The organism is Mesorhizobium sp. Ca11 (assembly GCF_020165275.1).
Lineage (GTDB): Bacteria > Pseudomonadota > Alphaproteobacteria > Rhizobiales > Rhizobiaceae > Mesorhizobium.
Window position 1 is genome coordinate 272,990 of sequence record NZ_JAIUHU010000008.1, and the last position, 22,852, is coordinate 295,841.

A 22,852-nucleotide genomic window follows, 5' to 3' on the forward strand; every position below is an offset into this window, starting at 1 on the left:
GACGCTCGTCAGGCGATAAACGAATACCGCGCCGCGCAAAAAACCCGACCCGGCAATTCAGTCGCGATGCTCCGGCATCGCCTTGAGCTGATCCTTCGTCCAGCTGGTGACTGCATGCACGTCGCCGTCCTCGTCGCGCATGAAATCGAGCTGGCTGGCGGTGACGGCCACCGGCTTGGCGCCGATGCCGAGAAAGCCGCCGACATCGATGACGACTTGGCTGCCGTGCAGGTGGTCGACCGAGCCGATCTTCTCGTCATCCGGGCCGTAGATGGTGGCGCCTTCGAGGATGTCGGGCGTCAGCTCGGCGTTGGTCAGTCTTACGTGGCTGGTGTGGTCCATGGCGCATCTCCTGTGGTTGTACAGGGATGAACCTCTGATCGGGGCGAGGGTTCCGCCGACGGAGCGAAAAGCGAGCGCTGCTCAGCGAAGCGCTGCCCAGCCCGTCACGAGGACGAGGACAAGCGTGACCAGCGCTCCAGAGACATAGAGGATCGTCCTGACGCTGCCGCCCTTGGCGGCGTTGCCGCCGCGCAGGTAGATGATCATGTGGACGAAACGTAGCGCCAAGTGAACCCAGACGAGCACGGCGAGCGTCACCGACTCGACGCCAACCATCATCGCCAGCAACACGGGCACGACGAAGGGCGCGAGCGCCTCGACCGAGTTCATGTGGACGCGATCGATCCGGTAAAGAGAGTTGTCGTCGTCCGCCGGGATCACCGGCCCTGAAAGCTTGCCTGCAAAACCCTTGGACGAGCCTGAGTAGATCGCCAGCGCGACCGAAAGGAGGCAGAGCGCAAGCACGCCGAGGGTGCTCAACCAATAGGCCTCCATTGTATCCAGTGCTCCTCCGATCGCCACCATGCGGGCCATGCCCCCAGGGGGGTGCCGCTGTCAGGCCGCCCGGGCAAAAAGCGCCTGGAACCGCTGCAGGTAGAGCGGCCAGCCCTGATCGCCGTCGACTCCGCTGCGTACGCCTTCCCAGCCTTGGCCATGCCGTTCGATGTGGCGGTGCTCGATTTCGACCCGGGTCCGGTTTTCCGCCTCGGCCGTGAAGCGGACCTCCCACTCGCTCGTCCTGGCGAGGTCGGTTTCGATCTGCCAACGCGGGCTGATGTCCCAGCTCAGAAGCAGCCGGTCGGGCGGATCGTAGGCCAGCACGCGGGCGAAGCGGCACTCTGAGCCGTCGACCCCGCGGTCGTAGACGTGGCCGCCGACGCGCGGCTCGAAGATCGTTTCCGCGATCGGCACGGCAAGCAGATTGTGCTCGCGCGGCTTGAAGCTGCCGAAATCCTCGGTGAACACCTTGAAGGCGCGCGCGATCGGCGCCTCGACGACGACGGAATGCCTTACGGGAGCAGGTGCCGGTTGCTTGATCATGTCTCGTCCTTTGTCGGTCGCTCGACGGCCAGCTTGTAGGCCGCGAGCGTCTTCACCCAGAACTGGTCGATCTCCGCGCGAAACGCCGCGAGCCCATCCGGATCGATCCGGTAAATGCGCTCCTTGCCGGAGCGCGTATCAGCCACCAGCCCAGCATCCTTGAGCACCTTCAGATGCTGCGAGACGGCCGGCCGCGTCACGGGCAGCGCATTGGCGAGCCCGCTGACCGAACTGGGTCGGTCGACCAGCAGTTCGAAGATCGTGCGTCGCGTCTGATCGCCGAGCGCAGTCCAGTATTTCGCGTTAGTAGCCACTAACGCGAAATTAGGGCGAGGCGCTTGCCCTGTCAACCCGGGTGGAGAGTGCCACCTGTGGCCGGTCCGATTGGCTGGCCAACCGCCTCTTGGTGCAAGATTTTCCGTTCATTTCCGTGAATCAGCGCAACGCCGGGATTGGTGGAGGCCGCCCCAACCTCGTCATTCTGTGGCGGAGCAGGGAGCGAAGCGACGCGGCGCAGACCATAGAATGACGATCGCGATGGCGTTTCGGCCAATCTCCAACGCGTGCCACCTGCCAACGCAAACAGAGCCGACCGGTCAAAATCTCAATGCAGTGCCTCTAATCGACACCGCGCTTGCGTGCTTGCAGATCGCGCGCCGCTTGCTCGATCGCAGCGCGGTCGTTGCCCAGCCTGTCGAGCAGTTCCTGCGCCTCGTCGCCCGAAATGCCGGTGCGCATGGCAAGCGCCTCCACCGTCAGCACATCCGCGCTGTCGATCTCGCGCGTTTCGGGCAGCGCATCGTCTGCCGTCATCGGCAGGGCGGCCTCGCGGTCGATCTCCAACTCCGCCTGATGCCAGTGCCGTTCATGATTGCCCAGGATGCCGCCCTCGCGCTGAAAGATCTCATAGGCGCGCTGCCTGATCTTTTCGGTCCGATCGTCGTCCATCGCCGTTCCTCCTTGCGTGTCACAAGAACGCAGGACAGGGCAGAACGATCCGTGGCATCGCGAAGGTGATCGGGTGCTGTGCTGCCGGTTAACATGCCGGGCGTGGCGACAATCGCGCAGGTGGTTCCCCCACTCCGTCTCGGCGCTGCGCGCCGAGCCACCTCTCCCCCCTCCGGAGGGAGAGGAAACGCCAATCGCCGGAGGCGAGCAATGGCAATCGCCAAGTAGAGAGGAAATAGCAATGCCGAGGTCGCGACGTTGCCGGTCAGCATTTCCTCTCCCTCCGGAGGGGGGAGAGGTGGCTCGGCGAAGCCGAGACGGAGTGGGGGACGGCGCTGAAAATTATCGGCCACGTCCGCGGCCATTCCGATCCGAATAGTAAGCCTGGCTGCCCGCCGCTTGCCCCTTACGGCCCGTATATCGCCACCGCTTTGCCGAACATGCCTGGCTCCGGCTTCACGCCCAGCCCCGGGAACTGCGGCACGGCGATATGACCTTGCTTGATGACGACCGGGTGCTTCGTGTCGAAATGGCCCTTGATGTATTCCTGGGCGATCCAGGCTCCTTCCATGCGGCGCGGCTCGACGGTGGCGGCCAGATGCACGCAGGCCGCCGCGATGATGTCGCCGCCCCAGGCGTCGTCGCAACTGTGCGGCAGCGAGCGGATGGCGCAGAGATCGCGCACGGTCGTCATCTTCGTCAGGCCACCCAGACGTGTCACCTTGAAGCCGAAGCCGTCGGCGATGCCCAGCGAGATTGCCCGCAGCACGGCGTTCTGATCCTCGGTGCTCTCGTCGAGATAGACCGGATGCGTCATGCGGCCTTTCAGCGTCGCGATCTCGTCCATCGTGTTGCAGGGCTGCTCGAAGACGAAGGGAATTTGCTGGCAGACCCGGTCGAGATGGATCGCTGCGGCCACCGTCAGGCCTCGGTTGCCGTCGACCGCGATGCGCGCTTTGTAACCGACCGCTTCCCAGACCTTGTGGATGACGGCGACGTCTTCCTCCAGGTTGCGGCCTCCGATCTTGACCTGCAGGCGCCGGTAACCGGCGCTCACCTTGTCGGCGGCGACCCTCGCCGTCTCCTCCGGCGGGCCGACGATCAGCGAATAATAGGCCGGCACGCGGTCGGTCAGCGCGCCGCCCAGCAGCGTCGAGACCGGCACGCCGAGTTTTTGGCCGAGCAGGTCGAGGAACGCCATGTCGAAGGCGGCCTTGGCGTAGCCGTGGCCGTTGAGCCGCTCGTCCATCTGCTTGGCCAGAAGCCGGATCGAGGCGATCTCCGAACCGATCAGCCCCGGCGCGATCTCGGCGATCGCCGCGCGGGCGCCCAGCGCATGATGCGGCTGGTAGACCGGTCCGATCGGACAGGTCTCGCCCCAGCCGGCAAAACCGTCATCGGTAACGATCTCGACCAGCGTCGAATCCAGCGCCTCCACATCGGCGCTGGCCATCCGGTAGACGCCGCCTTTGACCGGCAATTGCGCCGAATAGACGTTGATCCGATCGATACGCATACGGGCTTCCCTCCGAAGGACACGTCGGCAACGGGGCCTTTGCAGGCCCCGCCTACTACATCCGCGCCCTGGCCGAGGTCGGATCGTAAGGCGAATCCGCGATCACCTCGGCGGCCTTCCAGTCGCCCAGGATCGCGACGTCGAGCTTGGTGCCCGGCTTCGAAAACCGCTCGGGCAGCAGCGCTAGTGCCACGTCATGCCCGAGCGCGTAGCCGTAGCCGCCCGACGTGATGCGCCCAACCAGCGCGCCGTCGCTATAGAGCCCTTCATTGGCAAGCGTGCTGGCGCCGTCGGTTTCGATCCTGAGCGTCACGGATCGCCGCTGGTCGTTTCGCTCCTTGTATTTCAGAACCGCGTCGCGCCCGACGAAGTCGCCCTTGTCGAGCCGGATGAAGCGCTCCAGCCCGCTCTCCAGCGCGTTGAGCTCCGGGTTCATGTCGCGATACATGGCGCGATAGGATTTCTCGAGCCTGAGCGACTCCAGCGCGTGCAGCCCGACCAGCCGCATGCCGTGCTTCTCGCCTTCCTTGAGGATCGCGTCGAGCAATCGCCGCTGGTAGGGCAGGGGATGATAGAGTTCCCAACCGAGCTCGCCTTCATAGTTCACCCGCAGCAGCCGCACGTCGCCTGCCAAGGCGACGCTGCCGGTCTTGACGCCGAACCAGGGAAAACTTTCGTTGGAAAGGTCGATCTCCGTGAGGGGCTGCAGCACGGCCCGCGCGTTCGGCCCGACGACGGTAAAGCAGCCGCGGTCGTTGGTGACGTTCTTCAAGGATACGCTGCCGTCGGCGGGAAGTAGTCTGGAAAGGTCGTCGAAGTTCCAGCGTTCGGCACGCGGCGTCGAGATCAGGTAGAACAGGTCCTCGCCAAGCCGCGCCACCATATATTCCGCCTGCACGCCACCGCTGGTGGTGAGGTGATGCGCCAGCGTCACCTTGCCGACGGCCGGCAGGCGGTTGGCGATGATCCGGTCCAGCCAGGCGGCCGCGCTGGGACCTGACACCTCGAACTTGGTCATCGGCGTCATCTCGACCAGGCCGACGGCGCTGCGTACCGCCTGCACTTCCTCGCCGACAAGATTCCCCTTGGGCGTCCAGCGCCAGCTATATTGGTCCTTGGCCTCGACGCCGTCGCGCGCGAACCAGTTGGGCATTTCCCAGCCATTGAGCACGCCCCAGACCGCTCCCAGTTCCGTCAGCCGGTCATAGGAAGGCGCGGTCTTCTGCGGCCGCGCGGCAGGCATGTCCTGCCCCGGGTATTTCTGTTCGGCATGCGTGCCCCAGGCCTCGCGCACCTTCTCGCGCGTCCACTCCTTGTTGGCGTAGTCGCCGAAGCGGCGCGGGTCGAGATCGGATGTATCGATACTGTTGCCGCCTTCGACGATCCGCTCCGACAAATAGTAGCCGATAGCTCCGCCCCACAGGATGCCGCCCGGCACGCCTTCGGCCAGCCAGACATTGGGCAGGCCCCAAGCCTGCCCCATCAAGGGCAGCTCGTCCGCCGTCATCTGGAACGGGCCACGCACATTGGCCTTGATGCCGACGCGCCCGAGCGCAGGCACCAGCTGCAGCGCCTGCTCCCAGTTCCACGACACCGCCTCGAAATCCTCTTCCAGCAGATCGGCGCCGAACCAGTCGGGAACGCCGTCCTCGGCGAAGAGCTTGAGGTGTTCGGTGCGCTCATAGGGCCCGAACATCAGCCCGTCGCCTTCCTCGCGCAGATAGCCCTCGAAACCTTCGTCGCGCAGGATCGGCATTTCGGGGCGGCCCGCGCGCTTGCGCTCCACCACCTCCGGCACCGCCTCGGTGATCCAGTACTGGTGCAGGATGGGGATCGCCGGGATCTCCAAGCCAAGCAGCACGCCGGTCTGGCGCGCGTAATTGCCGGTGGCGCAAATCACATGCTCGCAGGTGATGTCGCCCTTGTTGGTCTCGACCAGCCATTCGCCGGAAGCGGTCCGCTTGAAGCCGGTAACCTCGGTGTTGAGATAGACCTTGGCGCCGAGATCCCGCCCGCCCTTGGCCATGGCATGCGTCACATCGGCCGGCGCGATATGCCCGTCATCGGGATGGTAGAGCGCGCCGAGCATGTCCTTATTGTCGAGCAGCGGCCAGAGCTTGTGCGCCTCATCGGGGGTGAGCAATTGCGCCCGCATGCCCTGCACCTCGGCCACGCTCATATAGCTCTTGAATTCGTCGAGCCGGTCCCTGGAATTGGCGATGCGCAACTGTCCGCATTTGTGCCATCCGACCGGCTGCCCGGTCTCGGCTTCGAGATCCTCATAGATTTCGATCGTCTTGTTGATCATCCGCCCGACATTTATGTTGCGGGAATAGGACGGAATCAGCCCCGCCGCATGCCAGGTCGAGCCGGCGGTGAGCTGCGTGCGCTCGAGCAGCGCGACATCTGTCCAGCCGCGCTTGGCCAGGCCATAAAGAATACCCGCGCCAACGCATCCGCCGCCGACGATCACCACCCGCGCATGTGCTTGCATCGAACCACCAAATCCGGACCATTCTCCAAACCGCGCCGTCGAAGCTACAGGCGAGGCAAGGCGGTGTAACGTTCTGAAAAACTGAGGATGACGATAAATTGAGCTTATGCAGCGATCCGCGATTGGCGGATCGCGACCCGGCATCTCACTGCACTTGCCCGTCCTGCGCCGTCTCGTCCTTGAAGTCGACTTTGGTGCCCGGCTTGACCATGGCGGCGAGGTCCTCGGCGTCCCAGTTGGTCAGCCGGATGCAGCCATGCGAGAAGGTGGTGCCGATCTTGCCCGGGTCCGGCGTGCCGTGGATGCCGTAGCTCTCGATGGAGAGATCGATCCACACCGATCCGACCGGATTGTTCGGCCCCTTGGCGATGGTGAAGGGCCGCTTGCTCTTCACCCCCTTGAAGGCGAATTTCGGGTTGTAGCGATAGGTCGGATTGTGCACCACGCGCTTGACCTCGGCCGTGCCGCTCGGCGCCGGCTTTTCCTCGCTGCCGATCGAGGCAGGATAGACCGCGAGCGCTTTGCCCGACGCATCGAGCGCGCGCACCTGGCGGGCACCCTTGTCGACCTCGACGCTTGCGACGGCCGCGGGAGGATCGCCACGGCCGACATCGGGCACCACCAACGTGGTGTCGGCCTTCCTGAAACCGACTTTGGGATTGAGCAGCCTCAGCAACTGTTCGCTGACATGGAAGCGCTCCGCCAGTTTTTCCCGCCCGTTGCGATAGCCGAGCCGCTTCAGACGCGCCATCCGCTCCATGCGGGCGGGGATGCGCCTGGTGAACGGCCCGCGCACATCCTTGGCCGCGACCTCGTAGTTTATCAGCACCGGACCGGCGAAAGTCGCCGCGAGCTTGTCCCAGGTCTCGCGGGTGAGCTTGCCGTCGGAGGGCAGTCCGTTGGCCGCCTGGAAGGCCGCGACGGCCTTGGAGAAATTGTCGGACAGGCGGCCGTCGATCAGGCCGGGGGAGAAGCGGGCGCGATCGAGAAGGATCTGCGCTCTGAGCACCATCGGATCGATGCCCTTCGGCTCGCCCTCGCTGAATTGCGCCTGGTTGACAGCGGCGAGGTCGAGCTTGGCTGCCAGCGTCCCGCCGCACCCGAGCACGAGCGCCAATCCAGCGATAACAAGCAGCCTGATCATCGACGTCACTCCAGGATCGCGGCAAGAGCCTGTCTCTATGACGCGGCACGATCGATGTGGTTCCTGTCGCGAGGAGCCGCACGAAGATCATCACGAGTGTGCGCTTTCTCCCATATACGTTTGAATTTTAAGCTGGAAACCAGTTCCCATGAACGCAGAGAACTGGCATTATGGTGACAGGGCCTGCGCATTTTCTTATTCCATGGCCCCTTGTCCTGGTAACCGGCGGCTCCCCAACACCCCCCGCCCATGCCGTCGGTTGCCCTGTTGGGCGCTTTTCTGAGCCCGGACGGCGCGTCAGCTGCGGCTAATCATCGGCTGGAATTAAGCTTCTGGATACGTCCCTTATCCAGCCGGAACACGCCGTCGGTACCGCCTTGCTGCTCGAAGTCGGTTTGAAGCTCGTCCCACGTGCCGAGATATGCGCCGCACTCGGCGCAATGGATCGGTGTTGCTGGCTGGGCATCGGCCGGGATCTGCAGACGAATGGTGCCGCAAAACGGGCATTCCAGTTTGTGGTCCAGATATTCGCCAGCCATTTTGCGGAGCATCGCGCAACAAGCACGTCTTCGCAAGCAGGGAATTTCCGGCGAGCTTTGCTTCAGCCGGGTCGATCTTCGAAGCAGCCGGTCGCGAAATGCCGCCGCCAGGTCCGGCGGGCATCCGCCGCATTCAGCCGGTCACACGCGGCTTGAGGTGGACGTCTGAACACGCGCCCTTATGATGCGTGCTTCTCGCAGAAGCGATGGTCGGTCGCGCCCAACGGCCTTTATCAGCCTTCTGGCTTGAGCCTCCGAGATGCCGGTTTTCTCTTTCAGCAGAATGACGAGCTGCTTGTCGTCAATTCGACCGTGGGAACTCCCTTCACCGGGTTCAGTCATATCAAAGATCCTCCTTCCAACCGAACTAGAAGGGCCGCCGAAAGTTTCAACTCGGTTTTGACTGGCTAGGCGCTCCGCGGCGGCATTATCCGCCCAGCGGTCCTCGCAAGGCGAATCGAGCTGGCGGAAAGCCGTCCGGCTTTTGGCTGTCGAGCCCGGAGCTCGCCCGTTAAAGCGGCTCGATCTCCGAAAACAGCCAATCGCGAAACGCCTTCACCTTGCGCTGGCGGATCGCCTCCGGCGGGTAGACCAGATAGAAGCTGGAGACCGCCTTCAGCGCATGGTCGAAGGGCCGCACTAGCCTGCCGGTGGCGAGGTCGGCCGAGACGAGCATGGTCCGGCCGAGCACCACGCCTTCGCCCTGCACGGCCGACTCCACCGCGAAAGTGGCTGAATCGAAAGTGAGCCCGCTATTCGGGTCGACGCCTTCGACGCCGGCGCTGGCCAGCCACGCGGCCCAGTCGATGCGGTAGCCATCGCGGATTAGCGTGTGGTGCTTGAGGTCCTGCGGCTGCTTGAGTGGATGCGGCCCTTCCAGAAGCTTCGGGCTGCAGACCGGAAAGACTTCCTCGCCGGTGAGAAATTCCGACGTCAGCCCGTGATAGTGGCCGGCGCCGTAGCGGATGGCGACGTCGATGCCGTCGCCGCGGAAATTGGTCAGTCGCCCGGTGGTCGAGACGCGCACGTCGATATCGCCATGCGCGCGATGAAAGCGGTAGAGCCTCGGCACCAGCCATTTTCCGGCGAAGCCGTCCGAGGTGCTGACGTTGAGCGTCGAGCCGGAATGGCGCGAGGTTGCGGTTCGCGTCGCCAGCGCGAGCTGGTCGAGCGCCTCGCGCACGGCGACCGCATAGGGCTCGCCGACCGGGGTGAGTCGCACCGAACGCGTCGCCCGCTCGAAAAGCTGCACACCAAGCTGATCCTCGAGATGCTTCACGGCGCGGCTGATCGCGCCATGGGTGAGGTTGAGCTCGTCGGCGGCCCGCGAAAAATTCAAATGCCGTGCAGCGGCCTCGAAGGCCGGCAAGGCGTTGAGCGGCGGCAGTCTGCGGGCCATGACGACAAGCCATTTGTGAGCTGTGGTAACAAATACTTGCCAAATTTTGGTTTGTCCGTCGAGCCTTTTCCAATCAAAAATCCTCACAGAATTTGTGATCAATACTCACTTAAGATCCAACCTGCGAGGACATCATGGCCACCGTTCATCCCTTCCTCTGGTTCAACCTCGATGCCGAAGCCGCGCGAGATTTCTATCTCTCGGTCTTCAAGAACAGCCGCGCGCTGCGGACCATCGAGTTCACCGACAAGCCGCATGCGATCTTCGATTTCGAGCTCGAAGGCCAGTGCTTTACCGCACTCAACGCCGGCGGCGTGCCGCCCTTCAACGAGCGGATTTCGCTCTACATCGAAACCAAGGACCAGGCCGAAACCGATTATTTTTGGAACGCGCTGACCGCCGGCGGCGGCTCGGAGCAGCCCTGCGGCTGGCTGAAGGACAAGTTCGGCGTCTATTGGCAGGTCATTCCCGAACCGGCGCTGCGCCTGATGAACGACCCCGACCGCGCCAAGGCCGACCGGGCGCGTCAGGCGATGTATTCGATGAAGAAGATCATCCTCGCCGATATCGAAGCAGCCCACGCCGGCCGCGCCTGATTTTGAACCCATCGCGGACGGAGAAGACCCATGACCAATCTCCCCATGACATCGCTCAACGGAAAGAAGATCATTGTCGTCGGCGGCAGCTCCGGCATCGGCTTCGGCGTCGCGGCAGCGGCGCTTGAAAGCGGCGCGGAGGTGGTGATCGCCGGCCGTTCGGCCGAAAAGCTGAAGGCCGCCGAAAAGCGGCTCGGCGGGGCAGGGCGCGTGACAGGCATCGCCGCCGACATGGCCAATGAGGCCGAGGTGTCCGGCTTGTTCGAGCAAGCCGGCGCTTTCGATCATTTGGTGGCGACGGCCGGCACGCCGCCGCCCAATTATCCGATCGGCGAGACCGACATGGATTTCGTGCGCCAATTTGTCGACGGCAAGCTGATCGGCGCAGTGATGCTGGCCAAGCACGCTGTGCGCACGCTGAACAAGGCTGGCTCGATGATCTTCACCTCCGGCATCAACAAGGACCGTCCGCCGGTCCCCGGCGGCTCTGTCGTCGCGGCCGTCGCCGGCTCCTTCACCTATTTCGCCCGGGCGCTGGCGCTGGAACTTGCGCCAACCCGCGTCAACATCGTCTCGCCCGGTTGGGTGGATACCGAAATGTGGGACGAGATCGTCGGCGCCGCCAAATCAGGCTATTTCGAGCAGATGGGTGCCCGACTGCCGGTCGGAAAGATCGCCAGTCCCGCCGATATCGCGCCGGCCTATCTCTACCTGATGCAGAACGAGTTCATGACCGGCGAGACCGTCCACATCGACGGCGGGCAAAGGCTGGTGTGAGCGGCAGAGCCGGACCTTGGTTTGAAGGTTCCGGCTTCACCTATTGCCGTCTGCAAGGCTGGGCGCCGCCTTCCAGACCTTCGCCGAGCAATGGCGTTTTCGGCGGAACGCTAATATAGATGATGCTCGAATGAGCAGCGCCTCCGCACCGTCGAGGAACGCCATGCGAAGGGTCATCGTCACTGTGGATTGTCGCCGCGACATGCGCCGATGCTCATGACTGGTACGAAAACAAGGTCGACCCGGTAACCAACTTCAAATGCTGCGGCGGCACGGATTGCCGCCCCATCCCCGAGTCTGCCGTGCAATCCGGGGCCGACGGCGGCTATGTCTATCTTCCCGATGGCTTCAACATCCCGCCAGACCGCGTGCAGGAATCGCCGGACGGCCGATACCATATCTGCGAGAACCATTACGTCATAACCAACCAGCCCTATCTGCGCTGTTTCTTCGCGCCGCGGCTCAAGGTCTCTCGGCTGCTCCCGCGCTAGTCACGGCCTTCGATATCTGCATGGCACCTGACACTGGTCATCGCCACCCTTTGAGCTTTCACTTTCGTGCGAAGCTGAAGGTGAAATGGCTGCCGCGGTGATAGACGGCGGCATGGACGACCGGGGTTCCGCTCCCATCGAAACAGGTTTCCGTAATGAGCAGGGCTGGCCCGAAGTCGCGCAAGTCGTTGCGCTGCACGATTTCGTCGGGCAGCGTTACGGCTGCAACGGAGGCGGCCGACATACGCGGCTGATGGCGGTGCTTTTCCAGCAGGGCGAGCAGCGAGCCGCTCCATTCGATGTCGAAAAGGCGCCCCGGCAAAAGGCTGCGCGGTACGTAGTCGAGTGAATAGATGAGGGGCAGATCGTTGTGCAGCCGCAGCCGTTCAAGCCGGATGACGCGCTCTCCGTCCGCTAACCGCAATTGCTGCTGGATCAATGGATCGGGCGTTTCCTCGGCGATGGAAAGAACCTTGTTGACGGTGTTGTAGCCATAGTGGCGCGACATGTCGGTCACGCTTTCGAACACCGTGATTGGACGGTCGACCTGGACGGCGGAGTTCGCGGTCACGAAGCGGCCGAGACCATGAGTGACGGAGATGATGCCGTCCTGTTCGAGAAGCTTCAGCGCTTCGCGCAGGGCAGGGCGCGAGATGCGGAAGCGCTGCGTCAGCTGGGATTCCGTTGGCAGCCGGTCGCCGGGCTTGAGCCCTTCGGTCCTGATGAGGTCGGCCATGCGGTCGCGCAGCTGAACCGCCAATGTGCGCGCATCCCGAAGCGGCTCGTCCACGTCCCTCTTCCCCATTGTGCCAACTCTCCCTTTGTTGTCGGACAATCGCGCCCGGGTCAAGCGGAGGCATGCCGTGGCGACCGCACGTCGTGTAGGCAACGCAGGCGAGCCTATCCGCAAAATTTCTCTTGAAATGTGCTCCCGCAGATGTCAGTTGTCTTACAACTTAACTGATCGAGGGAACGATGCTCAATTTCGATGAAGCCCGGTTTGTGCGCATCCAATCGGGGGCGGTGGCCTTGCGCGAGCGCATTGAAGCCGTTGTGGCGCAGTGCCTCGCCGCCGAGGCGCAAAACATCTTCTTTCTCGGCACCGGCGGTGCAGCGATCCTGATGCATCCGGCGGCGCAACTGCTGCAGCGCCGATCTGGCTTTCCGGCCTTCGTCGACATCACCGCCGAACTGCAGCTGGTCCAATCCGTGCACCTGACCGACAAATCGATCGTCGTGTTGCCCTCGCTCTCCGGCACCACGAAGGAGAGCGTGGCATTGCTGTCCCGGATCAAGGACGTCGGGGCGACGGTGATCACGCTGGTCGGACATGAGGAGACGCCGCTCGGCAAGGCCGGCGACCATGTCTTCGTCAACTTCGCCGAGGACGACACGTCCTGCGAGTCATTCTATCTCCAGTCGCTCTTCATCGCGCTTGCAGTGCTGAAGCATCGCGGCGAGCTCGCCGAATCCGAACGGATTTTCGCCGAACTGGAGCAGTTGCCGCGACTGTTGCTGGAGGTGAAGCAGAGCTATGAACAGGAAGCCGCCGGCTTCGCGCAAAAACTGGCCGCTTCCGACTATCACATCATAACCGGCGCCGGGAATGTCTGGCCGCAGGCCTGGTACTACGGCATGTGCATCCTGGAGGAGATGCAGTGGATCCGGACCCGCCCCGTGCATGCTTCCGACTTTTTCCATGGCACGCTGGAGCTGGTGGACAAAAATGTTAGCGTGGTGCTCTTCAAGGGCGAGGACAGCGCGCGGCCGCTGGCCGATCGCGTCGAGAAATTCGCACCTACCTATACGGACAAGTTGACGGTGCTCGACACGGCCGATTTTGAATTGCCCGGCATTTCGCCGGATGTGCGCGCGCTGGTTTCGCCGATCGTGCTCGCGACCGCCCTCGAACGGGTCAGCGCGCATCTCGAGGTGATCCGCAACCACCCGCTGACGACGCGCCGCTACTATAAGCGCGTTGTCTATTGAGCTTAGCTCTCGGCGTCAGCTTGATCGCAGCGCAGGATATGAGCAGCCTTCGATTTGCCGCCGTCGGCGACAACTGCATCGACCGCCTCAGAGCGCCGATCGGCCGCTCGCTGGTCGGCGGCAACGCGCTCAACGTTGCCGTCCAGCTCGCGCGGCTTGGCCATAACAGCTTCTATTTCGGCGCGGTCGGCCGCGACGCCGAGGGCGAACGCACCCGCGCTGAGCTCGAAGCCAATCGGGTGGCGGTCAAGCACCTGCGCGTAGGCCAGCGCAACACCGCTTGGACCGACATCAAAGTCTTGCCGTCCGGCGAGCGTTTGATTGCTGCCGAGGATTTCGGCGCCTGCGCCGGTTATGCGCCGGACGAGGCCGAACTGGCGATCCTGGAGGCGATGGATCACGTCCATATCGGCTGGCTGAACGATGGCGGCGCCTTGCGCAGGCGCCTGTCGCGGGCCGGCGTCAGCGTCTCGCAGGACATCTCGGTCAACGCCGATCCCGCCGATCTCGGTGTGGAGGGTTTGAGCGTAGTTTTCTGCTCGACCGGCCAAAATCGCGACGCGGCCGAAGCGATGGCCGCGGATCTCCTGTCGCGCGGCGCAGGCTGCGCCGTCGTCATGCGCGGTGCCGAGGGGTCGATGGCGCTGACGGCCCGCGAGCGCGCCGAGACCGGCATCCGCCCGGTCCAAGTCGTCGATACGACCGGCGCCGGCGACAGTTTCATCGCCGGTTTCCTGCATGCCTGGCTGGCGAGGAAGCCGCTGGTGCAATGCCTCGAAAGCGGCCGCGATCATGCCGCTCTGGCCTGCTGCCATCTCGGCGGCTTTCCCCAGGAGGGGATGCCCCATTGAAGCTCAGCGTTTGAGCGATCGCCCGAACCGTTCCTCGATGCGGGACTGCAGGAATTCGAGCCCGATGGACAAAATCCAATAGATCATCGAGGCGGTGATCAGCATCTCGATATGCCGGAACTCGGTCTGGCCCTGCGTGCGCGCCAGATACATGATCTCCCAGACCCCGACCACCGAGACCAGGGAGGAATCCTTCAGCATCGCGATGAACTGATTGCCCGTCGGCGGCACGATGACGCGCATCGCCTGTGGCAGGATCACCAGGAACATCGTTTGATTGGGGCTGAGGCCAAGTGCGGTGGCGCCTTCCGTCTGGCCGCGCGGGATGCTTTCGATGCCGGCGCGGAAAATCTCGGTCATATAGGCGCCGTAGCAAAGCGACAGCGCCATGATCCCGGCAGGCACGGCCCCGATCACATAACCGACCTGCGGCAGGCCGAGATAGATGATGTAGATCTGCATCAGCAATGGCAGCCCGCGAAACAGCGAGGTGTAGAACGTGGCCAGGCCATAGACGATGCCGTTCTTGGACAGCTTGGCTATGGCGCCGATGAAGGCGATGACCGTCGCGATGGCGATCGAAATGGCGGAGATGTAGAGCGTGGTCACCACGCCCTGCGAGATAAGGAAACCGATCTTCCGGGCGATGAAAGAAAAGGACAGGTCAAAGGAATAGAAGAACAGCATCAGCAGCACGAACAGCTCGATCCATACCGCCACGATCTGCTGCTTGCGCCCGAGTTGCTGTAGCGCCTTCCAGTTGGCGGCCACGATCAGCGCGATCAGCACCGCCGAGACGGCTCGCGCCACCACGGGATTGGCCGCAAGCCATTCGATCGAGCTCGGGATCAGCTTGCCGATCCAGTCTGCCTTGATGCCGAGAGCGTAGAGGCCCGCGGCGAAAGCGGCGAGCGCCAGGCATACGCCGATGCGGCGCGTGGCGTCCGGATAGTTGAGCAGCAGTCTGCCGATCACCTGTCGATATCCCTTCTGGTTAGCGGGGGCGTTCGCGCCACCAATCTTGCGCCTGCAGCTTCCAATACGTGAGTTGCGCCGCGGCAAGCCCCACCGGTCCGCCTGCCCAGGCCAGCCCGAACGGCGCGAACAGAAGGTGGCGGTCCGATTGGCCGAGTACCGCCTCGGCGACCACCTTGCCGGCTATGGCCGTCGTGTTGATGCCGTGCCCGCCAAACGCGGTGAGATACCAGGCGCCTGGCTGCAGCTGCCCGATCTGGGGCATCAGGTGGCGGGCGTAGGCCATCAGCCCCGACCAGGCGAGTTCGGTCTTGAGCGCAGCGAGCTGGGGGTAGGTTCCAACCATCTCCCGGCGCAATTCCCTGGCCAGCGCCGCCGGCGAAGCGGCCCGCGTGGTGATGCGCCCGCCCCAGAGCAGCCGCTTTCCATCCTCCACGACGCGGTAGTAGTCGCCGGCCCGGCGGTTGTCGCCGACGGCATCCGTCGTCGCGATGGCGCCGGCGATGAGATCGGGGGCTTCCTCGCTCAGCATCACATAGGTCGCGATCGGCAACATGGCCCGCTTCAGCCGACCGACCAGCGGTCCTGTATAGCCGCCGGTGGCAAACACCGCTTGCCCCGCGCGTACTTCGCCGCTTGCGGTGCGTAGGGTCTTGTGCGGGCCGTCGAGTTTAGCCTCGATCGCGCTGGAGCCCTCGTAAATCCTGCCGCCCAGCCGCTCGATCTCCGCCCCGATGGCGCGCAGATAGTTCAGCGGATGCATGTGGAAGGCGTTGCCATCGCGCAGGCCTTGGTAGTAGCGCTCGGAACGCAACACAGCGCGCACCTGGTCGCGCTCGAGATATTCGAGCGGATAGTCAAAATCCCGCGCCAGTTTCTCTGCATGAGCCTTCAGTTCGGCGCCGCCGTCATGGCGCAGCACGCCCATGATTCCGGGGCGAGGCTTCGCTGCCGTGATGTCGAGATCCTTGATCGTCTGCCGCACGAAATCGACGCCTTCGATCGACAGCCGGTGCAGCTCTCGTGCCGCCGCCGCGCCGGCCATCGCGGCGATCTTGTCGCTGCCGGTCGCGAAGCCGGGGCTGACGAAGCCGCCGTTGCGGCCCGAGGCGCCGAAGCCGATGCTCTCGGCTTCGAGCAGCACGACCTGTTGCCCGGCGCGCGCCAGCTGCAGCGCCGTCGTCAGACCGGCCAGTCCGCCTCCGACAATGACCGTGTCGCATTCGGCCGGACCCGCGAGCGGCGGTCTGACCTTCTCGTCGGCAAGTGTACGGCGATAATAGGTATCGGGATAAGTCATGATAGGTTCTGACGGAAGCAGGCGGCCTTGAGGGGCCGCCCGCGATGAGCGTCAATCGGCACTGTAGTTCTTGCCGTACCACTTGGTGGTCAGCGTGGCGAGCGTGCCGTCTTTCTTCATCTGGTCGATGATGCCGCCGATCTTGGTGGTCCACTCGGCATCGCCCTTGTCGGCGATCACCACCAGCGGCTCGCGGAAGGCGTAGTCGCCCTCGACGATGCGCAGCGGATAACCGTTCTTGATGGCGTTTTGAGCGGTCTGCTCGGGCGCGATGACCGCGTCGAGCCGCACGCCGTCCCCCAGTCTCAAATCGTCGAAGGGCAGCATGGAATCGGCGAAAGTCCGGATTTCGCCAGGCTGCAGCTTGTATTCGATTGGCGGAAGGCCGGGAGCGTCGATCTCCAATTGGCGGCGGATGAAATCTTCCGACGTGGTGGCGGTCTCGACGCCGATCACCTTGCCGTTCAGATCGTTCACCGATTTTGCCTTGCTGTCCTTGTGGACCACATAGACATAAGGGCTGTAATAATAGATGCCGGCGAAATCGATCACCCTGGCCCGGGCCTTAGTCGGCGTCACCGAGCCGACGCCAAGATCATAGCGGCCCTGCCAGTGGCCGCCGGTCATGGTCGCCCAATCGGGCGTGTCGAAGCTGACCTCGACGCCGAGGCGCTTGGCGATCTCTTTCGAGACGTCGATATCGAAACCGACCAACTGGTTGCTCTCGTCGAGAAAGCTCTGCGGTGGCCAGCCGCTGTTGGTCGCGACCACCATGGCCTTCTTGGTTGTGACGCGATCCAGGGTTTCTCCCGCCCACGCTGCCGACGCAAATGCGAGCGCGCCGGCAGCCAGCGCGAAACAAGCGATAAATCTCCTCACGAAACCTCCCTCTCGTATGTAAGATGTCTGACAACGCAACTTGTCCGTAAGCGGGAGGGTGAGTCAAGCGTCTTTATCGGCGCATCGTCGAGTTTGGCCTGCGATACGCGTTCCCGGCGTTGGCCGGATCGGCATTGGTCGAATTTTCTTGGACTTTTATGCGATCGGCCGCAGCCGCCGGCTGTTATGCGCATTCGCGGATCAGTCGGGCCGCCACCAGCTCTCGACGCTCGCTGCTGAATACCCGGCCCGTTCGGCGCGCCAAAATCCATGCTGAAGGTGTTGCTCATTTCATGGCAGGCGCGGGCGCTCAACGCGTCGGCACAGGCCGCTGCTTCTCAATCCGCGGCGTGCGATCCGTACAAGCGCAAAGGGTCGCTTCTCGACTACGCTTGGGTCTGGTGACCGGCACCTGCCGGACGCTCGGCCTGCGCGTATCCGAAATAGCCCATGATTTCCCGCGCTTCGCCGGCGTCGAAACGGCAGGCCACTTCCATCGGCAGGCTGGATCGCCAGCTGCCCCGATAGTCGGTGATCGGCTGGTTCACCTGGGCGTGCCGGCGAGCGGAATGCGGCGTGCGCACCGCCTTTTCGCGCCCCCATATGACGGGCTGCTGGTGATAGTTCAGAATGCCTGGATCGAAGGCCACGCCGATGAAGCGGCATAGCCGTTCGATGGAAAGCGCAGGCGATTCGATGAAGTCCTCATAACGCCACAGGATGCTTTCGCCCTTTTCGATACGCTCCATCGAGGCCTTGCTGTCGGCGATCCATCTTTGGAAAGCCTTGTCGAAATCGCCCTCGTAACGCTGCCCTAGCGAGGCCACGATGTCCCTGCCGTCGCGCGTGACGACGATGAAGCGCGCGCCCGGGATCGTCTCGATGATCTGCCTCGTATAGTGGATATGGTTTGGGGTCTTTTCGACCCAGACGCTGCGGCGTGAAATGGCTGCCTGCAGCAAAACCGCGCTTAGCTTGGTCCATCGCGCCCCATCGCTTGAGACAAACGCGCTTGTCTCGCGGCGGATAGAGAAAATTTCCGGATGCGCAGCCAGTATCCGGGCGAGCAAAGTTGACCCCGTATGACCGCATCCGCAAATGAATATTGAAACCTTGGGCTTCGGAAGAAGCCGCACCACGCCTCTATTCACGATTTCGTTTCCCCCGGAGATTCTAAACAACCTTTTTCTTCCGGGGATTGCAATAGGGAATGCTTATATGCGGTCAGTGACGAACAGCTAATTGCTGCCGGCGTTTTGACCTGGAGGCAGGGCGGCTGGAGTGAAAGGCTCCGTTGTCAGGCCGGCAGCCCGAGCTGCTTTCGCAGGCTCTTGTCGAATGCCGATGCGGGGACGAAACGGCGCAGGAAACTGACTTGGCGCGCCGTCTTTCCCGCCGCATAGCGCCGCTTCGGAGCGGGATCGGTCGCGGCCGCCAAAACGGTGTTGGCCACCACTTCGGGCGTATCGCCTTTTTCCATCGCCTTCCGCACGGCTGTGGTCATGCCGGCGCGCGCGGCGTCATAGACATCGAGCACCTGGTCCGGCCTGGCCAGATTGTCTTCGAACAAAGTCCGGGTATAGGCCGGCTCAACCAATGCGACGCGGATTCCGAACGGCCGCACTTCGTGGTCAAGCGATTCGGAATAGCCTTCAACGGCATGTTTGGTCGACGAATAAAGCGCGAAATAGGGGGCGGGGATGAACCCCTGCACTGAGCTCAAGTTGACGATCCTGCCCTTTCCTTGACGTCGCATGATCGGCAGCACCGCATTGATCATCCGGATGACACCGAAGACGTTCACGTCGAACAGAGCCTGGGCCTGTGCAGTCGAGGATTCCTCCGCGCCGCCGAGCAGGCCGATGCCGGCATTGTTGACCAGCACGTCGATGCGCCCGGCATCGGCCAGCACCTCATCGACCAGCTTCGCCACGGAGGCGTCATCGGTCACGTCGCAGGTCAGCATGGTAATGCCGTCGGTTTTCTTGGAGACCGCGCGACGGCTCGTTCCGAACACGCGAAAGCCGGCGCTCTGCAGGGCCTTGGCCGTTGCGTGCCCGATTCCGCTGGATGCCCCCGTGACAATGGCGACGCCAGGATTGGTCCTGTTCATGGAGATCACTTTCTTTGGGTTGGACTGGAAAGGCAGGAAAGGCTGGAGCAAAGAGCGTCAGTCACGAGCGGTTCGACCGTTTACGCCGTGCCCGTCCCAGCGCCGGAACAGCACGCTGGCGTTGACGCCGCCGAAGCCGAAGCCGTTGGCGATCGCGTAGTCCATCTCCATCGGCCGGGCCCGGTTTGCGACGAAGTCTATTCCGTCGCCGGCCGGATCGGGGGCGCTCAAATTGAGGGTCGGCGGCGCCACCTGGTCCCTCAGCGCCAGGATGGTGAAGATCGCGCCAATCCCGCCGGCGGCTCCGAGCAGATGTCCTGTCGCCGACTTCGTTCCGCTGACGGCTATGGAGAAATCCGTGCCGAAGACGGTTTTGATCGCTTCGATTTCTCCCAGATCGCCCACCGGCGTGGAGGTCGCGTGCGCGTTGAGATGGCGGACCTCGCGCGGTGAAATGCCGGCCTGGGCGATCGCGATCTCCATCGCGCGGCGCGCGCCATCCCCATCCTCGGGACCGGACGTGACGTGATGGGCATCCGCCGTCGTGCCGTAGCCGACGACCTCGGCGAGCGGTTTCGCGCCGCGCGCCAGCGCATGGCCCAATTCCTCGATGACCAGGATGCCGGCGCCTTCGCCCATGACGAAACCATCCCGCGTCATGTCGAACGGACGCGAGGCCTGATCGGGACGGTGATTGAAGGAGGTTGAAAGCGAGCGTGCCGCCGCGAAGCCGCCCAGACTGACGACGTTCATGCACGCTTCCGTGCCGCCGCACACGGCGATGTCGGCTTCATCGGCGCGGATGATGCGCGCCGCATCGCCGATCGCCTGGATGCCGGCGGCGCATGCCGTTACCGGCGCGCCGATGTGGCCCTTGAAGCCGTAACGGATCGTGATGTGGCCGGCGGCGAGGTTCACCAGGAAAGACGGCACCGTGAACGGCGAAAGACGCCGAACGCCGCGCTGGTCGACGGTCCGCACCGCCTCGGTGATGGCGGGGAACCCTCCGATACCTGAAGCAATGATCGTCGCGGTGCGAAGCCGATCCTTTTCCGACTCCGGCTTCCATCCCGCCTGGGCAAGCGCCTCTTCCGCCGCCGCCAGCGCGAATAGGATGAAGCGATCGATCTTGCGCTGATCCTTCGGCGCCAGGAAGGCATTCGCATCGAGACCGGCTTCGGGATCCTCCTCCAGGGAAAGAACCGTTCCGCCGATCTTTGTCGGCAGGGTTTCCACCATGTCCTCAGGAAGCCTTCGAATGCCCGAGCGGCCGGCCAGGAGACGCGACCACGACGTCTCGATATTTGCGGCAAGGGGCGTGACCGCGCCCATCCCCGTGACAACAATCCGTCGCATCTATTCTCCTATCGATCTGAGTGGCCAGCCCGCGCCGGTCAGACGCTGACGGTGTCGCGAACCTGTTCGGCCGCTGCATCCAGAAAGGCTTGGGCGAGATCGGGATCATTGACGACGCGCGAGAGAACCACCGCACCGACCATCGTCGAGAGGACGGCCATGGCTTTTTCACCGGTTTCCTCGTTCTCAGTCCTGGCAATCATCTTGCCGAGCACTTCAAGATATGCTTTGATGCCGACTTCGAACGACGCTTTTACCTCGGTCCCCTGTCTGGCCACATCCGACCCGAGCGCCGCGACCGGGCAGCCGTCCATCCTTTCCTCGCGATGGCCCATGCTGAGATAGAACTCGATCACCGCCCCAAGCGGATCGCCGGGATTCGCTGCGGTCGCCGCCGTCCATCTGTCGGCAGCGCTCTCCATCGCGCGCCTGGAAGCTTGCGCGGCAAGGTCCTCCTTTGACGCGAACTGCTTATAGAAAGCGCCTTGGGTCAGCCCGGCGCCCTTCATCAGGTCCTTAAGGCCGATACCGTCAAAGCCGTGCTCCCGAAAAAGCCGGCTTGCGACATCGATCACGGTTTGCCGGTTCTGCTCAGCCTGAATGCGGCTCACGCGCATCGTCGACCTCCATATTTTAGATTACGCACGACATCTATAATTCAGTTAGAAGCCGAACGCAATCTATCAATGGGCGGCGCCCCCACGTGGCGGTTTGCTACGGGCTGAATGTGCCTGCGGCAGGCCTAGATCAGCTTCGATGCCGAAGCGCTGCGACGATCACCGCCATCGTCTCGGCGTTGCCGGCGGCGACGGCGGTAAAGGCAAGCGCCGATGCAAAAAGGCCCATTGCCGAAAGACGAAATGCAGCCATTGTGACCTCCTCAGACCGGCCGGAGCAAAACCCGCGGGAAACCGTTAGGTCCCATTAAGACCATGCAGGAAACCGCAAGGATGGCACAATCTGTCGACAAACAGGAACCGCTCGCCCTCCGCTTCGCCGATGACGGCCTGGTGCCCAATCATCCGCGCTGGCCCATGCTCGTCTACCTCGGCGCCGTGCAACTGCCGGACGAAGGCGATCCGGCTGCTGTTCTCGAGGATATTTTCGGCGCCAATGGCTGGGGCGACAGCTGGCGCAACGGCATCTACGGCTTCGTCCACTATCACTCGCGCATTCACGAGGTGCTGGGCATCGCGCGCGGCACCGCCGAGGTCCGCTTCGGCGGCGACAAAGGCAAGGTGCTGAAGGTGAAGGCGGGCGACGTGGCGGTGCTGCCGGCCGGCACCGGCCACCAGCGCCTGTCCGGCTCGGCCGATCTTCTGGTCGTCGGCGCCTATCCGCCCTTCGGCACCTATGATTTGTGCCGGAGCCCGGAGCAGCGCGCCGAGGCGCTGCGCACGATCCCGAAGGTCGGCCGGCCCGACAAGGATCCGCTCTTCGGCGGCGACGGGCCGTTGCTGAAAGCCTGGAGCGAAGGCTGAAATGGCAAGCATCGTCGCCATCGAGCATGTGACGCTGGACGGTGTCTTCCAGGCGCCCGGGCGCGCCGACGAAGACACACGCAATGGTTTTGCGCACGGCGGTTGGGGCAATCCAGGCAGCGACCCGAAGATGCAGGAAGTCATTGGCCACGCCATGGCCGGCGGCTGGTCATTGCTCGCCGGCCGCACGACTTACGAGGATATTCACGAAGCCTGGGCTGTTCGTCAGCCGGCCAGCCCGATGACCAGGGCGCTGACCGGTGCACGGAAGTTCGTCGCCTCGCATGACGCCGGTTATGAGCCGCGCTGGGAGAATTCGGCGCTGCTTGCCGGCGATGCCGGGGAGACGGTGCGCGCGCTGAAGCAAGATCACGACAAGGCGCTGATTGTGTTCGGCAGCGGCAAGCTGCTGCGCGCGCTGATGCGGCACGGGCTTGTCGATGAGCTGGTGCTGATGGTCCACCCTCTGGTGCTGGGCACAGGCTCGCGCCTTTTCGAGCCGGGGCAGGCGACCTCTATGCTGAAGCTGTCCAACCAGGTGTCGACCGCGACGGGCGTGGCGATCCTCACTTATGCATTCGACGGCAAGGCCGCGGCGGAGCGGCCAGAATAACCGGAACC

Annotated in this window: 26 protein-coding genes; 7 read left to right on the forward strand and 19 right to left on the reverse strand. The window is 63.6% G+C overall.

Annotation, left to right across the window (positions count from 1 at the left end):
* Positions 1-57: 57 nt before the first annotated feature.
* From LB538_RS17105 to LB538_RS17150, 10 genes are all read right to left on the reverse strand, one after another.
* Positions 58-342: a hypothetical protein gene (locus tag LB538_RS17105; RefSeq protein ID WP_040980340.1), complete on the reverse strand. Its 285-nt coding sequence runs from the start codon at positions 340-342 to the stop codon at positions 58-60.
* Positions 343-423: 81 nt separating this feature from the next.
* Positions 424-822: an MAPEG family protein gene (locus LB538_RS17110; RefSeq protein WP_224524709.1), complete on the reverse strand. Its 399-nt coding sequence runs from the start codon at positions 820-822 to the stop codon at positions 424-426.
* 75 nt (positions 823-897) lie between these two features.
* Positions 898-1,383: an SRPBCC family protein gene (locus tag LB538_RS17115; RefSeq protein WP_224524705.1), complete on the reverse strand. Its 486-nt coding sequence runs from the start codon at positions 1,381-1,383 to the stop codon at positions 898-900.
* Positions 1,380-1,697, reverse strand: a complete 318-nt coding sequence (locus LB538_RS17120) for an ArsR/SmtB family transcription factor (RefSeq protein WP_224524702.1) — start codon at positions 1,695-1,697, stop codon at positions 1,380-1,382. Before LB538_RS17120 ends, LB538_RS17115 begins: the two co-directional genes overlap by 4 nt.
* Before the next feature lie 304 nt (positions 1,698-2,001).
* On the reverse strand, positions 2,002-2,331 hold the full coding sequence (locus LB538_RS17125; protein WP_224524699.1) for a DUF2934 domain-containing protein: 330 nt from the start codon (positions 2,329-2,331) through the stop codon (positions 2,002-2,004).
* Between the two features lie 406 nt (positions 2,332-2,737).
* Positions 2,738-3,847: a mandelate racemase/muconate lactonizing enzyme family protein gene (locus LB538_RS17130; RefSeq protein WP_224524696.1), complete on the reverse strand. Its 1,110-nt coding sequence runs from the start codon at positions 3,845-3,847 to the stop codon at positions 2,738-2,740.
* Positions 3,848-3,902: 55 nt separating this feature from the next.
* Positions 3,903-6,341: an FAD-dependent oxidoreductase gene (locus LB538_RS17135; protein WP_224524693.1), complete on the reverse strand. Its 2,439-nt coding sequence runs from the start codon at positions 6,339-6,341 to the stop codon at positions 3,903-3,905.
* A 145-nt stretch (positions 6,342-6,486) separates the two neighbouring features.
* On the reverse strand, positions 6,487-7,485 hold the full coding sequence (locus tag LB538_RS17140; protein WP_224524691.1) for a L,D-transpeptidase: 999 nt from the start codon (positions 7,483-7,485) through the stop codon (positions 6,487-6,489).
* A 311-nt stretch (positions 7,486-7,796) separates the two neighbouring features.
* Positions 7,797-8,024 carry a hypothetical protein gene (locus LB538_RS17145; protein WP_095768463.1) on the reverse strand — a complete coding sequence of 76 codons (228 nt, stop codon included), beginning with the start codon at positions 8,022-8,024 and terminating at the stop codon, positions 7,797-7,799.
* Between the two features lie 511 nt (positions 8,025-8,535).
* Positions 8,536-9,423 (reverse strand): transcriptional regulator GcvA, encoded by an 888-nt coding sequence (locus tag LB538_RS17150; RefSeq protein WP_224524688.1) that lies wholly within the window; start codon positions 9,421-9,423, stop codon positions 8,536-8,538.
* Between the two features lie 134 nt (positions 9,424-9,557).
* On the opposite strand from LB538_RS17150, the gene LB538_RS17155 reads away from it, so the two are divergent.
* The 3 genes from LB538_RS17155 (at position 9,558) to LB538_RS17165 (ending at position 11,287) form a co-directional block, all read left to right on the forward strand.
* Positions 9,558-10,019 carry a VOC family protein gene (locus LB538_RS17155; RefSeq protein WP_224524686.1) on the forward strand — a complete coding sequence of 154 codons (462 nt, stop codon included), beginning with the start codon at positions 9,558-9,560 and terminating at the stop codon, positions 10,017-10,019.
* Positions 10,020-10,049: 30 nt separating this feature from the next.
* The gene (locus LB538_RS17160; protein WP_224524684.1) at positions 10,050-10,796 is read left to right on the forward strand and encodes an SDR family oxidoreductase; all 747 of its coding nucleotides are present in this window, start codon (positions 10,050-10,052) and stop codon (positions 10,794-10,796) included.
* A gap of 302 nt (positions 10,797-11,098) precedes the next feature.
* Positions 11,099-11,287: a hypothetical protein gene (locus LB538_RS17165; protein ID WP_224524683.1), complete on the forward strand. Its 189-nt coding sequence runs from the start codon at positions 11,099-11,101 to the stop codon at positions 11,285-11,287.
* A 58-nt stretch (positions 11,288-11,345) separates the two neighbouring features.
* On the opposite strand, the gene LB538_RS17170 is transcribed toward LB538_RS17165, so the two are convergent.
* Positions 11,346-12,077: a GntR family transcriptional regulator gene (locus LB538_RS17170; RefSeq protein ID WP_224524681.1), complete on the reverse strand. Its 732-nt coding sequence runs from the start codon at positions 12,075-12,077 to the stop codon at positions 11,346-11,348.
* 185 nt (positions 12,078-12,262) lie between these two features.
* On the opposite strand from LB538_RS17170, the gene LB538_RS17175 reads away from it, so the two are divergent.
* Positions 12,263-13,276 carry an SIS domain-containing protein gene (locus LB538_RS17175; protein WP_224524680.1) on the forward strand — a complete coding sequence of 338 codons (1,014 nt, stop codon included), beginning with the start codon at positions 12,263-12,265 and terminating at the stop codon, positions 13,274-13,276.
* 38 nt (positions 13,277-13,314) lie between these two features.
* A complete protein-coding gene (locus LB538_RS17180; RefSeq protein WP_224524679.1) occupies positions 13,315-14,127 on the forward strand; it encodes a PfkB family carbohydrate kinase in 813 nt (270 codons plus the stop codon).
* Between the two features lie 3 nt (positions 14,128-14,130).
* On the opposite strand, the gene LB538_RS17185 is transcribed toward LB538_RS17180, so the two are convergent.
* The 8 genes from LB538_RS17185 to LB538_RS29195 all read right to left on the reverse strand — a co-directional run bounded on the left by LB538_RS17185 (position 14,131) and on the right by LB538_RS29195 (position 21,620).
* Positions 14,131-15,102: an amino acid ABC transporter permease gene (locus tag LB538_RS17185; RefSeq protein WP_224524677.1), complete on the reverse strand. Its 972-nt coding sequence runs from the start codon at positions 15,100-15,102 to the stop codon at positions 14,131-14,133.
* A gap of 19 nt (positions 15,103-15,121) precedes the next feature.
* A complete protein-coding gene (locus LB538_RS17190) occupies positions 15,122-16,402 on the reverse strand; it encodes an NAD(P)/FAD-dependent oxidoreductase (protein WP_224524675.1) in 1,281 nt (426 codons plus the stop codon).
* Positions 16,403-16,453: 51 nt separating this feature from the next.
* The gene (locus LB538_RS17195; RefSeq protein ID WP_224524673.1) at positions 16,454-17,281 is read right to left on the reverse strand and encodes a transporter substrate-binding domain-containing protein; all 828 of its coding nucleotides are present in this window, start codon (positions 17,279-17,281) and stop codon (positions 16,454-16,456) included.
* A 386-nt stretch (positions 17,282-17,667) separates the two neighbouring features.
* Positions 17,668-18,432 (reverse strand): sulfotransferase, encoded by a 765-nt coding sequence (locus LB538_RS17200; RefSeq protein WP_318012433.1) that lies wholly within the window; start codon positions 18,430-18,432, stop codon positions 17,668-17,670.
* A gap of 146 nt (positions 18,433-18,578) precedes the next feature.
* On the reverse strand, positions 18,579-19,394 hold the full coding sequence (locus LB538_RS17205; RefSeq protein ID WP_140631914.1) for an oxidoreductase: 816 nt from the start codon (positions 19,392-19,394) through the stop codon (positions 18,579-18,581).
* 57 nt (positions 19,395-19,451) lie between these two features.
* Entirely contained in the window at positions 19,452-20,750 is a 1,299-nt protein-coding gene (fabF, locus tag LB538_RS17210; protein ID WP_224524669.1) for a beta-ketoacyl-ACP synthase II, read from the reverse strand.
* 38 nt (positions 20,751-20,788) lie between these two features.
* On the reverse strand, positions 20,789-21,367 hold the full coding sequence (locus LB538_RS17215) for a TetR/AcrR family transcriptional regulator (protein WP_224524666.1): 579 nt from the start codon (positions 21,365-21,367) through the stop codon (positions 20,789-20,791).
* Positions 21,368-21,497: 130 nt separating this feature from the next.
* Positions 21,498-21,620 (reverse strand): hypothetical protein, encoded by a 123-nt coding sequence (locus LB538_RS29195; protein WP_263482351.1) that lies wholly within the window; start codon positions 21,618-21,620, stop codon positions 21,498-21,500.
* Positions 21,621-21,700: 80 nt separating this feature from the next.
* Here LB538_RS29195 and LB538_RS17220 point away from each other — a divergent pair, with 80 nt between their 5' ends.
* Entirely contained in the window at positions 21,701-22,231 is a 531-nt protein-coding gene (locus tag LB538_RS17220; RefSeq protein WP_224524664.1) for a cupin, read from the forward strand.
* A 1-nt stretch (position 22,232) separates the two neighbouring features.
* Positions 22,233-22,844, forward strand: coding sequence for a dihydrofolate reductase family protein (locus tag LB538_RS17225; protein ID WP_224524663.1), 612 nt, complete (start codon positions 22,233-22,235; stop codon positions 22,842-22,844).
* Positions 22,845-22,852: the final 8 nt, after the last annotated feature.